This is a genomic window from Corallococcus caeni, from assembly GCF_036245865.1.
GTDB lineage: Bacteria > Myxococcota > Myxococcia > Myxococcales > Myxococcaceae > Corallococcus > Corallococcus caeni.
In genome coordinates, this window is record NZ_BTTW01000003.1 from 899,828 (window position 1) to 913,638 (window position 13,811).

A 13,811-nucleotide genomic window follows, 5' to 3' on the forward strand; every position below is an offset into this window, starting at 1 on the left:
TTGCGATTGGCGGGAGGCTTCAGCCCTGCTGCTTCTGCGCGAGGGCCGCGGCTTCCGTCTGCACCAGCGCCTTGATGCCGGCGGCGGTGGTCTCCGTCGGGTTCACCGACATGCGGTTGAGCAGCGCCGCGACGGCCAGGTTCTGCGCGTCGTTGCTGAGGCCCGGCTTGGAGAGGATCTCCTTCAGGTCCGCCGGCAGGTCCTTCTCACCGTTGAGGTAGCCACCCAGCGCCTTCTTCAGCGACTCGCCGTGGTCCAGCGCGCCGTCCACCGAGCTGCCGAAGGACACGGCCTTGATGAAGTTCTCGAAGAACTTCCCGTCGCCGCCGACGATCTGGAACTTCGCGTTGCCGAACGCCTGGGCCAGGACCGTGGCCTGGGCCTGCGCGATGTCCTTGCGCACGTTGATGGCGGCCAGCTCCACGTCGCGCTCCTTCTGGAGGCGCAGGCGGTACTCCTCGTGCTCGCGGCCCACGCCGTCCAGGGCCTTCATCGCGGTGGCCTTCTCCGACAGGCCCCGCGCCTCGGCCATCAGCTTCTCCTGGATGGCGGCGGCCTCGGCGAGCAGCTTCTCGCGCGTGGCGAACGCCTCGGCCTCGCCGCGCTTGTGGATGGCGCCGGCTTCCGCCTCCTGCACGCGGGCGTTCGCCAGGCCCTTCTGCTCCGCGCCCGCGGCCTCGGCGAGCAGCTTCTCGCGCACCGCGGACGCCTGCGCCTGGCCCTGCTTCTCGATGACGGAGGCCTCGGCCTCCTTCACGCGCACCTGCGCCATGCCCAGCTTCTCCGTGGCGACCGCGTCCGCCTCACGCACGCGCACGCTCGCCAGGCCCGCCGCGGCGGACTCGGCCTGGACGCCCTCGGCCAGCCGCATCTTCGCCTTGGCCTGCTTGTCCGCGGCCTCCAGGTCGGCCTCCGCCAGGGTCAGCTTCTCCTTGGCGAGGAACACGGCGATCTTCGCGCTCGCGTCCGCGGCCTGGATGTCCTTCACGGACGCCTCTTCCGCGTGCGCCTGGGCGGTGATGATGATCGCATCCTTGGAGCGCTTGGCCTCCGACGTCACGCGCAGGTCCTTGATGTTCTCCTCTTCCTGGGCGACGGTCTTCTCCACCGCGATGCGGGCGCGGACGACGTCGGCGATGGCCTTCTTCTCCGACTCCAGCGCCTTCTCCTTCGCGATGCGCTGCAGCTCCGTCTCACGCTCGCGGTTGATGGCCTCCAGGGCGCGGTCCTTCTCCACGCGCTCGGTCTCCACGCCCACCACGCGCTCGCGGTTCTTCTGGGCCACCTGCACCTGGCGCTGCTTGTTCTCCTCGTTGATGGCGATCTCTTCCTCCGCCTTGATGCGCGCCAGCTGCGCCTTGGCGAACTCCTCGCTCTTCACGCGGTCGGCCTCGGCCGTCTCACGCGCCTGGATGCTGTCGATCTCGCGGCGCTGCTTGGCGGCCGCCTCCTCGCGCTGACGCTCGAGCGCGAAGATGGCCTCGTCGGCTTCCACGTTGCGCTTGGTCACCGCCATGCGCTCGGACTGGCGCAGCTCGTTGGTGAAGACGTTCTGCTCGGTGGTGAGCTGGGTGATCTTCCGGATGCCCTGCGCGTCCAGGATGTTGTCCTTGTCGAGCATCTCCACCGGGGTCTGCTCGAGGAAGTCGATGGCGCAGTCCTCCAGCATGTAGCCGTTCAAGTCACGGCCGATGGTCTCCACCACCTTGTCCTTGATCTCGTCGCGCTTGGTGTAGAGCTGCTCGAAGTTGAAGGACTTGCCCACCGTCTTGAGGGCCTCGGAGAACTTGGCCTCGAAGAGGTTCTCCAGCGTCTCCTGGTCGGAGGCGCGCGCGCAGCCGATGGACTGGGCCACCTTGAGCACGTCCTCACGCGTCTTGTTCACGCGCACGAAGAAGGTGACCTTGATGTCCGCGCGGATGTTGTCCTGGCAGATGAGGCCTTCCTTGCCGCGGCGGTCGATTTCAACCGTCTTCAGCGAGATGTCCATCACCTCCGCGCGGTGGACGATGGGCAGCACCACGGCGCCGGTGAACGTGACCGTGGGTTCGACCTTCATGGTGTTGACGATGAGCACCTTGCCCTGATCCACCTGGCGGTAGAACTTGGCCACGCTGACGAAGATGCCGAAGAGGATGATGACGCCGCCGCCGATGATTGCTGCAAGGCTGATGGGATCCATGGCCTATCCTGAGAAGTCCGTTGGGCGGGCCTAGTTCCAAGCACTCGGGGTCCCCCGCGAAAGCCACCCGGTGCCGATTGTCGCGCCCTTCCGGAGGAGCCCGGAGGACGCCAATGTTCATCGCTGGGCGCGGGCTCGCGCGATGGCCGCTGCCTTCAGCGGATCACGCAGCTGCTCCATTTCCTGCGGGAGGAGCCAGTCCACCGGCTCCACCTCGTAGATGCCCCGCTCCGCGTCGTAGCCGAGGATCAACGCCGGCTGGCCGCGCTTGAGCTGGTTGGGCTTGTCACAGAAGACGTTGAGGATGAGGCCCGCGGCCCCGTCCTCGAAGGTGGCGTGGCCGTCCTTGGCCGTCACGCTGCCGCTGGAGATGGTGCACACGCGGCCCATCAGGGCTTCGCGGCCCGGGGCGCGCCGGGCGATGAAGATGGGGCGCAGGGGCCGCACCGCGAGCCCGCCCGCCACCGTGCCCACCGTCGCGCAGACGAGGCCCAGGCCCGTGCTCACCAGCCACGAGGGCAGCATGGAGAGCGCCCCGTGCGTGGCCTGTCCGCTGAGCAGCGACAGCGACCACGAGAGGAACACCACCAGGCTCACCGACACCGTGACGGGGATGCCGCCGAAGCCCAGCATCGCGAGCAGGCCCGTAGCGGCCTCCGCGTCGTGCAGGTGCGAGTGGCCCGCGTGGCCGACGTCGTGTCCCCCGACGGCCTTCGCGCCGCCCTCCAGCAGCCCCGACGTCGCCTTGGCGCCGCCCTCGAACGCGCCGCTCACCGCCTTGGCGCCGCCCTCCAGGTCCACGTCGCCGTCCAGCAGGTCGACGCCCGCCGCGCCGACGATGACGCACAGCCAGTACGCCAGCACCACGCCGAGGAGGATGGTGAAGATCGCGGTCGGGAACGCCAGCAGGGCGGCGAGGAAGGTGGTCATGCCTCGGGAATAAATTGAGAGGTGGGAGTCGCAACGAACTCTAAGCGACTGCACCCCCATCCGAAAATGCCACCCGGGGCTTTTCCGGTTGCCTGCTGTCCGTGCCGCCAGGGGGCACCCGGATTGCCGCCCCGGCGTGGACTGCGCACTACAGGGAGGCGATGCCCTCCCATGCCGCTGTCTCAGAATCCGAGCCCTCGCGGCCCGTGAGCCGCCGAAGGATGACCCAGTTGGAGCGGCTGCGGCAGGAGGGCCACCGGCGGCTGGGGACGATGAAGCGCGGCTTCCGCTACGTGGACGCGAAGGGCCGGCCGGTGTCGCACGCGGAGCGTGAGCGAATCGACGCGCTGCGACTGCCACCCGCCTGGACGGACGTGGCCATCTCGCCGAAGGCGTCCGCGCGCCTCCAGGCGGTGGGCCGGGACGGGGCGGGCCGCTGGCAGTACCGCTACAGCGAGGCGCACACGCAGAAGCAGCGGGATGCGAAGTACCAGCGCATCGTGGGCTTCGCGCAGGCGCTGCCGAAGATGCGGCGCCAGGTGAGCAAGGACCTGCGCAAGCGGGGCCTGGGCCGGGAGCGGGTGCTGGCGGGGATGCTGCGCATCCTGGGGACCTGCTTCATCCGTCCGGGCAGTGAGCGCTACGCGGAGGAGCACGGCAGCTTCGGGCTGGCCACGCTGCGCGCGCGGCACGTGAAGGTGCAGGGCGACACGGTGGTGTTCGACTACCCGGGCAAGTCCGGCGTGCGGCAGCACCGCGAGCTCAAGGACCGGCGCGTGGCGACGCTCGTGCGGCAGCTGTTGAAGGTGCGCGGGCGGGACGTCTTCAAGTTCGTGCTCGACGACGGCGCGGTGGTGGACGTGCGGCGCCGGCACATCAACGAATACATCCAGCAGGTGATGGGCCCGGGCTACAGCGCGAAGGACTTCCGCACCTGGGCGGGCACGCTCATCTGCGCGTGCGCGCTGGCGAAGGCCCGCGAGCGCGTGAAGGAAGACGGCGCCGGCGGTCCGGTGAAGAAGACCGTGCTCAAGAAGAGCATGGTGGCCGCGGTGCGAGAGGCCTCCGAGCAGTTGGGCAACACGCCCGCCGTCGCGAAGGCGTCATACATCTACCCGTCCGTGCTCGTCCTCTTCGAGCGGGGCCAGGTGGTGGACCGCTACTTCCACTCCGTGGACGAGCTGGCGGCGAGCGCCGGCGAGGGCATGCACTGCTCGGAGAAGGCGCTGCTGCACATGCTGGGCAAGTCGAAGGGCGGCATGAAGCAGGCGTCCGTGTAAAAGTCACGCGGAGGAGGCATTTTCTGGCACCGTTCCTCGGCCCCACTCGCGCGATGATCCTTCAATGGCTGAGCGCTCGCGGCGCGGAGCAGCGACTGCCCCTGCACCTGGGGAACGGCAATCCGACCGCCATCATCTCCGTGAAGGAGGGACAGTGGCGGCTGGAGCCGCTGGTCCTCGACGCGGCCGAGAACGACCGCAGGTATCAGGCCGCCATGCGGGACACGGGCATGTGGATGCCCGAGATGGGGTGGCCCAGTCTGAAGCCAGGGGACCCGGTCATCACCGCGGACTCGCGCGAGGCCTTCGTCGCGAAGCTGGAAGCGCTGACGTGGACGTACGGCCGGCTCAAGTAGCGCCGCGCCTGCTCCCATGCCTGGAGGGCGCCCTCGTCGGGGTTGACGCCCTGGAGCGTGCCCCGGTGCTATGAACGTCCGGCCCGTGCCCGAGTACGTCACCCACCGCGACGCCCTGCCCCGCACCGAGCTGGAGTCCCTCGCGGACGCCCTGCTCGGCTCCCGCTTCGTCGCGCGCAGCCCGCTGATGGGGACGTTCCGCGCCAGTCGCGGCTTCGCGTTCATCTTCACGCGGGAGGGCCGCGCGACGCTGGAGGCCCGCTTCCCATTCCTGTCCGTCTACCTGCGCCGTATCCTCGACGCGGACAACGCAAGCGGACTCCTGCCGTGGACGCAGCGCTGGTTCAGCGGCCGTGACACCCGCCCGCGCCCCAATGCGTTCTATCTGAACCTGCTGCTGCTGGACGCGGGCACGCCGGTGGGGCGCCACATCGACGCGACGTTGCAGGAACCGAGCGGCGTCCCGGATGCGACGCCCGAGCACGTGAGCGTCCTGTACCTGCGGGTGCCACAGGGAGCGCAAGGGGGCGCGCTGAGGCTGCTGCGCGACAACCAGCTCCAGGGCGAGGTGCGGCCCCGGCCCGGACTGCTGGTCCACTTCCGGGGCAACCTCCAGCACGAGGTCCAGCCCTTCACCGGCGGCCCGGAAGGCGCCCTGCGCGCGAGCCTCGTCTGCGAGCAGTACGCCTTCGCGGAGGACGTGCTCGCCCGCCTCCCTGTGTTTCGCATCCAGTCCAAGGCGGGCTTCTCCGCCTACCTGGAGGCCCAGCGCGAGCGCGACGGCGCGCCCCCTTCCGTGGGAACGCTGGAGGAGTGAGCCCCTGGAGGAGCCCCGCTCCTGGAGCGTGCGGCCACCCGGGCAGACCACCGCTTGCGCCCACCGGCCGCCGTTACAACCCTTGGTGTTCACCTTCACGAGGGAGCACGACCATGGCCGGCAAGAAGTTGGAGGGTTACGGCTCGACCAGCGAGCAGCGCCAGCGCCACCTCGAGAACGACGCCTTTTCCGAGCGGGCGCCGCAGACGCCGGAGGAACTGGAGGAGGCGCGCAGTGATCCGGAGCACGACGGACACCAGGTGGTGACCATCCATCCGCTCGATTCAGAGCCACGGGGCGACAACCGCTGAGCATTCCCCGCGCCGGGGTCTTCATGCCGCGCGCTTCGTGAGTGAACCCCGGCGCCGGGCTGGTAGGGTCCGCGCCCGCGATGAGCCAGAGCCTGACCTTGCTTGCGGGCCCCGACGCCCTGCGCATCCTCCGGGAGCGCGGACTGCGCGCGGAGGACGTGGACATCCTTCCGGGCGCTTCGGGAGGACCGAAGTGGCTGGGGCTGGAGGGAATCGACCGCGTCCTCTTCGGCGAGCTCCTCCAGCAGCCGCGCACCCGGCCGCTGCACCTCATCGGCAGCTCCATCGGGAGCTGGCGGCTGGCGTGCCTGGCGCAGAAGGATCCGGTGGCCGCGCTCAGGCGCTTCGCGGACGCGTACCTGGAGCAGCGCTATCCGGTGAAGCCCCCGCCCTCGCTGGTCAGCGAGGTGAGCGCCACCGTCCTCGAAGCGCTCCTGGGTCCGGACGGCGCGGAGCAGATCCTGACGCACCCGTGGGCGCGGCTGCACGTGGTGACGACCCGGTGCAAGGGCCTGCTGGCGTCGGAACAGTCCAGCGTGCAGCTCGCGGGCTTCGTGCTGGGCGCACTGGCGAACGCGGTGAGCCGCCGGACGCTCGGGCTCTACATGGAGCGCGTGGTCTTCCACACCGCTGGGGACAGCAGTCCCTTCGCCGGACTCAAGGACCTGCCGTCGGTCCACCGCCCCCTCACCCGCGACAATCTGCGGCCGGCGCTCATCGCGTCGGGTTCCATTCCGCTGGTGCTCGCGGGCGTCCATGACATCCCGGGTGCGCCTGCCGGTACGTACCGGGATGGCGGCGTCGTCGACTACCACCTGGACGTCGACTACGGCGCGGGTGATGGACTGGTGCTCTACCCGCACTTCTATCCGTACGTCGTGCCCGGCTGGTTCGACAAGTCGCTCAAGTGGCGCCGCGCGGGCCCGCTCAACTTCCGCCGCGCGCTGATCATCACGCCGTCACCCGCGCATCTGGCGCGGCTGCCCGGTGGGCGCATCCCGGACCGTTCCGACTTCACGAACATGAAGGCCGAGGACCGCATCCGCGCGTGGAAGCAGGTGCTGACCGAGGGCGACCGCATGGCCGACGAGCTGCGCGAGTTGCTCGCCACCGGCCGCATCGCGGATCACGTCCAGGCGCTGTAGCGCGCGGCCCCGCTCAGGCGAGCCACGTGCGCAGCGCGGCGTAGACTTCCGGGTGGTCGAGCAGGTCCATGTGGTTCGCGCCCAGGATGATGCGCTGGTTCGCTTCCGGGAACCGCAGCGTCAGCTCCGGCTGTGCATGGCGCCCGAGCGCGCTGTCCACGGGGACCAGTCCGTCACCGGGCAGCCGCTCCGCCATTGCCTTCGCGGTGGTCGCCGCGACCGCGTAGCACTCCACGCCCTCCGGCAGCATGAGGCCGCGCCGCGCATCCCCACCCCACCCGAAGCGCTCCCGCCCCTCCCAGTGCGCGTCGAGCACGTTGCCGAAGCGCAGGTCCGTGACCCCGGCACTGCGGATCCGTCCCAGGCGCGCGAACGGCGCGCTGTAGGGACTGATTTCCAGCAGCACGTCCACCCAGCTTCCACCGCGCTCCAGCGGCGATCCGTGGTGGGGTGAACCCAGGCAGACGAGCCCACTCAGCAAGGGACGCCAGCCATGCCCCGCCGCCTCCGCCGTGAGGCACGCGCTCCGGGCCACGAGTCCCCCCATGCTGTGGCCCACGAGCGTCAGCGATTCGAGCGGCACGGGCCAGCAGGACACGAGCTGCTCCAGCAGCTCCGAGAACGCGCGCCCGTTCCGCGAGATGTGCAGACCGCTGTTGTAGTGGAGATACACAGGCGTGAAGCCCAGGTCGCGTGCCAGCGCCGCGCCATGGTCATGCCCCCGCCGGCTCCATTGCAGGTCGTTCATCGACGAGCCATGGACCAGCACGAGCAGCCGGCTCCCCGCCTGTGGAAGGGCTTCGCGCAGGGCCTCGGGCTCCAGGCGCAGCGGCTGCCCGTGGACCCGGAACGCCATCGGGATGGCGAGCGGGTTGCCCTCCTCCGCCAGCGCATCCCCCAGCACGCCGTTCAGCGCGGAGACCACCGCCTCCCGCTGGGGGCCGGGGGCGCTGTCACCCAGCCACGGCGAGAGCTGCGCGAGCACGGCATCGAGCCCCGCCCCGACGTGCCGGGTGACGCCCTGGAGCGTTCCGTAAAGCCACCCCGTCACGGCCCGCACCGGGCGCTCCAGCGGCCTGCCCAGCACGGCCGGTCCACTGGCGATCGTGCAGTGCATCTCCTCCACGAGCCCCATCACGCCCCGGGTGGCCTGAACCGCCAGGCGGCTGGCCCCACGCAAGACGTCGGCGTTCTTCCGCACTCCCGGCGATGACTGGCTGCTCATGGCTCGCGCCTCCATGGCCAAACCTACCGGACCGTAACCTACCCAACCGTAGGTCCAGGGTCAAACGGGGGACCGTTTCAAGCGCTCCAGCTCGTCGCGCAGGGCCCGGTTCTCGGCGCGGAGCGTGTGGAGCTCGCTCACCATCGGGCGCATCGCGGTGTCGACTTCGGCCTCGGTGAACCTTGGCGTGATGTGCTGGGGACAGTTCCAGTCGAAGCCTTCGAGCTTGAGCACGAAGCCGCGCTCGACCTTCGCGCCGTACCCGGGGACCGCCAGGCGATCGAGCGTGGCGGCATCCGTTTCGCGAGTGATGACGGACGCGCGCGCCAGGACCTTCAGGCGCGCCCGGTTCGGGTAGTCCACGAAGATGAGCGCGACCCGGTCGTTCTCGCTGACGTTGCCCGCGGAGATGTACTGCTTGTTCCCCCGGTAGTCCGCGAAGCCCAGCGTATGGGCGTCCAGCACCCGGACGAAGCCCTGGGGCCCGCCCCGGTGCTGGATGTAGGGCCAGCCGTTGGAGCCGATGCTCGCCATGTAGAAGCTGTCGCGCTGCGAGAGGAACTCCGCCTCGTCGTCGGTGAGCACATCCGGCGCGTCTCCCGTTCGCTCGACACGGGCGTAGGCCGCGCGGCTGCCGAACTGTTCCTGGAGCGCCTTGACCGCGGGGGTGAAGGCGAGTTTTGCGAATCGTCCCATGGCCACTATTTCTAGCCATCCAGGGCCGTGAAATAATCAGTCGGTCTGGCAAGGCTTTGTTGCCACTTTCGCAAGAATCATGGACCAGCTCTTCACGCTCCGGACGTTCGTCGCCGTGGCCCGGCAGGGAAGCTTCACGGCCGCCTCCCGCAGGCTCCGCATCTCCCCTTCCGTGGCGACGCGGGCCATTGCCCAGTTGGAGGAGCGCCTGGGCCTCGCGCTCCTCACCCGCACCACCCGCTCCGTGCGGCTCACCGAGCGCGGTCAGGTCTACCTGGAGAGCTGCCAGCGGTTGCTCGAGGACATGGACGAAGCCGAGCGCCACGTCCGGGGTGAGAACGCCGAGCCACGAGGCGAGCTCAGCCTCTCCGCGCCCATCGTCTTCGGGAGGCTCCACGTCCTACCGGTGGTCCAGGAGCTGCTCGCCGCGCATCCGGCGCTGTCCGTCCGGTTGCACCTGTCGGACCGGAACCAGCACCTCGTGGACGAAGGCATCGACGCGGCCGTGCGCCTGGGGGACCTGAAGGACAGCGGGCTGATCGCCCTCAAGGTAGGCACCGTCCGCCGCGTGCTGGTGGCCAGCCCTCGGTACGTGAAGCGGCGAGGGACGCCCCGGTCGCCCGCCGAGCTGATCCGCCACGAGCTGATCGCCTTCGAGAACCTCGACGCGACGAACGAGTGGCGCTTCGGCGAGAAGGAGAAGCCGGTCCGCGTCCAGCCCCGCCTCATCCTCAACAGCGCCGACACGGCCATCGCGGCGGCGGAGCGGGGAATGGGCATCGCGCGCACGCTCTCGTACCAGGTGGCGGATGCCGTGCTCGCGGGACGCCTGGTCCTGCTCCTCGGGGCCTTCGCGCCACCGCCGGTCCCTGTGAGCCTCATCTACCCCGGACGCCGCAGTGCCTCCGCGAACGTGGGCGCGTTCGTCCGCACGGCGCGCAGCCACTTCGAGGAGCACCCGCTCCTGCCCGTCGAGGCGTGGCGCGCGTCCCGAGGCACTTGAGGTGCCTGCCTCAGCCCGCGATGTTCAGTTCGAAGACGTTGCGCTGAGGACCTTCCCACGCTCGCTGGCTCACCCGTTGGGGTCCCGCTCCAGGACCGCCACATGGACCTCCGCACGCACCTCGAAACCGAGGCTGCGGTAGAGCGCAATGGCAGAGGTATTGGTCGTCCACGCATGCAGGAAGGCACGGTCACCGCGCTGCTGAATGGCCGCGACAACGGCTGTCGACAGTCGGCGTGCCAGACCCTGCCCCCGGAAGTCCGGATGGGTGCAGACCCCGCTCACCTCTGTGTGGCCGGGGAAACGCATGCGCTCCCCCGCCATGGCGACGAGCCTGCCGCCACGCCGGATGCCCACAAAGCGCCCCATCCGATGCGTTCGAGCCAGGAAGGGACCGGGCTCGGTCAGCGAGGCCAGCGCAAGCATCTCGGGCGCGTCGGCGTCGGTGAGCGGTTCAATCTCGGTCTCGCGCTCTTCGGTCAGCCGCCGGGTAGCGACCATCTGCACGCCACCGGCGGTCTTGATGGCGCGCAGACCCGCTGGCACCAGGACAGGAGGCACCTGTAGGACGTAGACCCGTTCACCGGGACGCACCAGTGCCGCGAGCGCCGCCTGGGCTTCGGGCGCGTCATCCCGCGCCGAGGCGAAGAGGTTGACGTCTGGAACGAACCGTCTGGCACGCGCGTCGCCTTCGGCCACCGAGACGTGGAATGTGGTGAGGGATGCCCAGACAGGACGGTCGAGTTCAGTCATGCCGACGAGCTCCTTTCGCGAGCCGGGCCGCACGGGCGGCGAGTGGCAGCTCCTCGAGGGCGTCCTCCAATACGGCCAGCTGCCCAAGGAGGCGTCCCGGATCATCGCCGCAGGCCTCGCGCACCGCGGCCTCGATGAGCGGGAACGTGTGCCGCTTCAAGCGCGCCAACAGGCTCCGGCCGGCCGGGGTCAGCTCGATGACGCGCGCGCGACCATCGTCCTCGGCAGCACCCGAGCGAACCAATCCCGCGGCCTCGAGCGCGCCCGTCATGCGCGTCACACCTGGCTGCGTCACACCGAGGGCACGCGAGAGGTCGCCAACGGTCATCGCCCCACCGCTGTCCAGCGCCGCCAGCGGTGGCAGGTGCGAGGCGGGCACCGGCACCTTCGCCTCGTCGAGAACGACCTGCGCGTGCGCCTGAAGTCGATCTCCCAGGCGCTTCAGACGTGTGCCGAGCGCAAGGTGGCCGAGCCCCCTCAGGGCATCTTCGTTCGAGCCTGCCATGGGGATTTACATAACTTGTTATCCAATTCGGCGCAAACGCCTCGGCGCGGGCCATGGCTGCCCGTGGCAACGTGGGCGCGCTCGTTCGCACAGCGCGCAGCCGCTTCGAAGAGCCCTCGCTCCCGCCCGTCGAGGCGTGGCGCGCGTCCAGGCCCACGCGTGGCGAACCCAGCGCGGAAAAGAGAAAGGGCCCCGGCGTTTCCACCGGGGCCCTCTCAGAGTTGCGGGGGCAGGATTTGAACCTGCGACCTTCGGGTTATGAGCCCGACGAGCTACCAGGCTGCTCCACCCCGCGTCACCGTGACGCGGTACTGCTGCTCTCGATTTGAACACCCGGAGTCGAAACTTTCATTTCGACTCCGGGCTTTTCAAGTTGCGGGGGCAGGATTTGAACCTGCGACCTTCGGGTTATGAGCCCGACGAGCTACCAGGCTGCTCCACCCCGCGGCGAGAACGAGAGGGTAAGTACCGAAGCCCCTCGCTACCGTCAACACCTATCTCGGCGCCCCATCGCATTGTCGCGACGAGCGCCGAGAAGGCGTGACGCCACTACTTGCCCAGCTTGCTGAGCAGATCCGCGAAGGTGCCGAAGCCCTTCTTGCCAGCGCCCTGCGGCTGCTGCGTCTTCTGCCACGCCTCGACTTCCGCGCGCTCCTCCGCGCGGACGGCCGCGGGGATGGACAGGCGGATCTTCCCGGAGGCGTCGATGTCGATGATCGCCACCTTCAGCTCCTGCCCGATGCTGAAGTGCTTGCGCATGTCCGTGCCGCGATCCGTGCCCGTCTCGCTGGCCGGGATGAGGCCCTTGCCGCCCGGGAACGCGAGGAACACGCCGTAGGGCTCCAGCCGGTCCACCTTGCCGGTGACGACCGCGCCCACCGTGGGACGGGGCGCCGCGGGCTCCTTGGGAGCAGCGGCGGCCTTGGCCTGCTGCGCGGCACGCTCCTCGGGAGGACGCTGGGCCTCCTCCTCGGAGATGCGGCGCAGGCCGATGCGCTTGTCATTGGGGTCGATCTTCTCGACGGAGACCCAGATGACCTCGCCTTCCTTCACCGCGTCGCGCGGGTGCGCGATGCGCCGGTCGCTCAGCGCGGAGATGTGCACCAGGCCGTCCACGCCCGGGCGCAGCTCCACGAACGCGCCGAAGGGCTGGAGCCGGACGACCTTGCCCTGCATGCGGTCGCCCTCCTTGATCTCCTCCAGCGCCTTCTTGAACGGATCCTCCTGACGCGAGCGCAGCGACAGGGTGATGCGCTCCTTCTGCTTGGACTTGTCAGGGGAGTTGGGCTGGCCCTCCTCCATGCGGAGGATCTCCACCTCCACCTCGTCGCCCTGCTTCACCACGTCGCTGGGATGCGCGACGCGCGTGTAGGAGAGCTCGGAGACGGGGATCATGCCCTCCACGCCGCCCAGGTCCACGAACACGCCGAAGTCGCGCACGCCGGAGACCTTGCCCTTGACCGTCTTGCCGACGGCCAGGTTCTTGCGCGTCTCCGTGGCCAGCCGGCGCTGCTCGTCCTCCAGCAGCGAGCGGCGCGACAGCACCACGTTGCGATCGCGCACTTCCGTCACGCGGAACTGGAGCTTCTCGCCGATGAACTGATCCGGCTTCTCCACGAAGCGGATGTCCAGCTGGCTGATGGGGCAGAAGGCGCGCGTCTCACCGATGGCGACTTCCACGCCACCCTTGTTCACGCTGAGGACCAGGCCCTCCACCGGCATGCCGGAGGCGCGGGCCTCCGCGAGCATCGCGAAGGACGCGTTGCCCTTGGCCAGCGCGCGGCTGAGCAGGATGCCCCGGGCGCCCATCTCCACGACGTGCGCCTCCAGACGGTCACCCACGCCGAAGCGCAGGATGCCCTCGTCGTCCTTGAGCTCGCGCAGCTCGATCATCGCCTCGGACTTGGCCGAGCCGTCCAGCGACACGAACGCGGTGTCCGCGCCCAGCTGGAAGATGGTGCCGGCGACCTTCTCGCCAATGCGCACGCCGCGGCGGCCGGGAGCGCCACCGTCCTTGACCTGCGCCTCGAACATGTCCGCGAAGGACTCCGTCTCCGGGACCTCCTCGTACAGGGGGCTGGAGGGCGCGGGAGCCGGCGTCACCGGACGCGGCGCCGGGGCCGGCGTGGAGGCCGCGGAGGCCTGCGCGTCGGCGCCTGTCTGCTCCGCGGTCGCGGTCGCCTCGGCGGGCTTCTCACCCTCCAGGGCGCGCGTCTCGATGGAGCCCGAGGCGCGCTTCACGACCACCATGGGGCCGGAGGGACGGCGCTCGCCGCCCCCGCTGCCACCCCGGCGCTCGCCGCCACGGCCACCGCCGCGCTCACCGCCACCGCGGGGCGCGTCGCCCTGGGGACGGGGCTGCGACTGGGCGTCGCGCGGACCGCGCTCGCCGCGGCCCGGGCCGCTCTTCTCGTCGCGACCGCCACGGCCACCGCCGCGCTCGTTGCCCTGGCCCCCCGAAGGGATGCCCAGCATCACGTCGCCAAACGTGGCCTTCGGCTTCTTGGGACCGAAACCGCCAGGACCGCCCGAATTACCGCCGCTCTTCTCGTCGCTCACTGCCGAGACCTTCCGTTGACGATTTCGACCCGGGACTTCCTTGAAGTCA

General features: G+C 69.8%; 13 protein-coding genes and 2 tRNA genes. 6 read left to right on the forward strand and 9 right to left on the reverse strand.

The window, feature by feature from the left end; genetic code table 11:
• Positions 1-19: 19 nt before the first annotated feature.
• Both AABA78_RS17685 and AABA78_RS17690 read right to left on the reverse strand, forming a co-directional pair.
• Positions 20-2,182 (reverse strand): hypothetical protein, encoded by a 2,163-nt coding sequence (locus AABA78_RS17685; RefSeq protein ID WP_338264202.1) that lies wholly within the window; start codon positions 2,180-2,182, stop codon positions 20-22.
• 117 nt (positions 2,183-2,299) lie between these two features.
• The gene (locus AABA78_RS17690; protein WP_338264203.1) at positions 2,300-3,112 is read right to left on the reverse strand and encodes a hypothetical protein; all 813 of its coding nucleotides are present in this window, start codon (positions 3,110-3,112) and stop codon (positions 2,300-2,302) included.
• A 221-nt stretch (positions 3,113-3,333) separates the two neighbouring features.
• Here AABA78_RS17690 and AABA78_RS17695 point away from each other — a divergent pair, with 221 nt between their 5' ends.
• From AABA78_RS17695 to AABA78_RS17715, 5 genes are all read left to right on the forward strand, one after another.
• Entirely contained in the window at positions 3,334-4,392 is a 1,059-nt protein-coding gene (locus tag AABA78_RS17695; protein WP_338264204.1) for a DNA topoisomerase IB, read from the forward strand.
• Positions 4,393-4,445: 53 nt separating this feature from the next.
• Complete coding sequence (locus tag AABA78_RS17700; RefSeq protein WP_338264205.1) at positions 4,446-4,748, forward strand: hypothetical protein; 303 nt, start codon at positions 4,446-4,448, stop codon at positions 4,746-4,748.
• An 85-nt stretch (positions 4,749-4,833) separates the two neighbouring features.
• Positions 4,834-5,565 (forward strand): 2OG-Fe(II) oxygenase, encoded by a 732-nt coding sequence (locus AABA78_RS17705; RefSeq protein ID WP_338264304.1) that lies wholly within the window; start codon positions 4,834-4,836, stop codon positions 5,563-5,565.
• 113 nt (positions 5,566-5,678) lie between these two features.
• Positions 5,679-5,876 (forward strand): hypothetical protein, encoded by a 198-nt coding sequence (locus tag AABA78_RS17710; RefSeq protein WP_338264206.1) that lies wholly within the window; start codon positions 5,679-5,681, stop codon positions 5,874-5,876.
• Positions 5,877-5,956: 80 nt separating this feature from the next.
• On the forward strand, positions 5,957-7,021 hold the full coding sequence (locus tag AABA78_RS17715; RefSeq protein ID WP_338264207.1) for a patatin-like phospholipase family protein: 1,065 nt from the start codon (positions 5,957-5,959) through the stop codon (positions 7,019-7,021).
• Between the two features lie 13 nt (positions 7,022-7,034).
• Here the strand turns inward: AABA78_RS17715 and AABA78_RS17720 are convergent, their stop codons facing one another.
• On the reverse strand, positions 7,035-8,246 hold the full coding sequence (locus AABA78_RS17720) for a lipase family alpha/beta hydrolase (RefSeq protein ID WP_338264208.1): 1,212 nt from the start codon (positions 8,244-8,246) through the stop codon (positions 7,035-7,037).
• Between the two features lie 60 nt (positions 8,247-8,306).
• Positions 8,307-8,942, reverse strand: coding sequence for a pyridoxamine 5'-phosphate oxidase family protein (locus AABA78_RS17725; RefSeq protein WP_338264209.1), 636 nt, complete (start codon positions 8,940-8,942; stop codon positions 8,307-8,309).
• Between the two features lie 79 nt (positions 8,943-9,021).
• Here AABA78_RS17725 and AABA78_RS17730 point away from each other — a divergent pair, with 79 nt between their 5' ends.
• Positions 9,022-9,945 carry a LysR family transcriptional regulator gene (locus AABA78_RS17730; RefSeq protein ID WP_338264210.1) on the forward strand — a complete coding sequence of 308 codons (924 nt, stop codon included), beginning with the start codon at positions 9,022-9,024 and terminating at the stop codon, positions 9,943-9,945.
• A 69-nt stretch (positions 9,946-10,014) separates the two neighbouring features.
• On the opposite strand, the gene AABA78_RS17735 is transcribed toward AABA78_RS17730, so the two are convergent.
• The 5 genes from AABA78_RS17735 to AABA78_RS17755 form a co-directional block, all read right to left on the reverse strand.
• A complete protein-coding gene (locus AABA78_RS17735) occupies positions 10,015-10,698 on the reverse strand; it encodes a GNAT family N-acetyltransferase (RefSeq protein WP_338264211.1) in 684 nt (227 codons plus the stop codon).
• A complete protein-coding gene (locus tag AABA78_RS17740) occupies positions 10,691-11,203 on the reverse strand; it encodes a MarR family winged helix-turn-helix transcriptional regulator (protein ID WP_338264212.1) in 513 nt (170 codons plus the stop codon). The genes AABA78_RS17735 and AABA78_RS17740 overlap by 8 nt, the downstream gene beginning before the upstream one ends.
• Before the next feature lie 221 nt (positions 11,204-11,424).
• A tRNA-Met gene (locus tag AABA78_RS17745) sits at positions 11,425-11,498 on the reverse strand.
• 78 nt (positions 11,499-11,576) lie between these two features.
• A tRNA-Met gene (locus AABA78_RS17750) sits at positions 11,577-11,650 on the reverse strand.
• A 102-nt stretch (positions 11,651-11,752) separates the two neighbouring features.
• On the reverse strand, positions 11,753-13,762 hold the full coding sequence (locus AABA78_RS17755) for a S1 RNA-binding domain-containing protein (protein WP_338264213.1): 2,010 nt from the start codon (positions 13,760-13,762) through the stop codon (positions 11,753-11,755).
• Between the last annotated feature and the right edge of the window lie 49 nt (positions 13,763-13,811).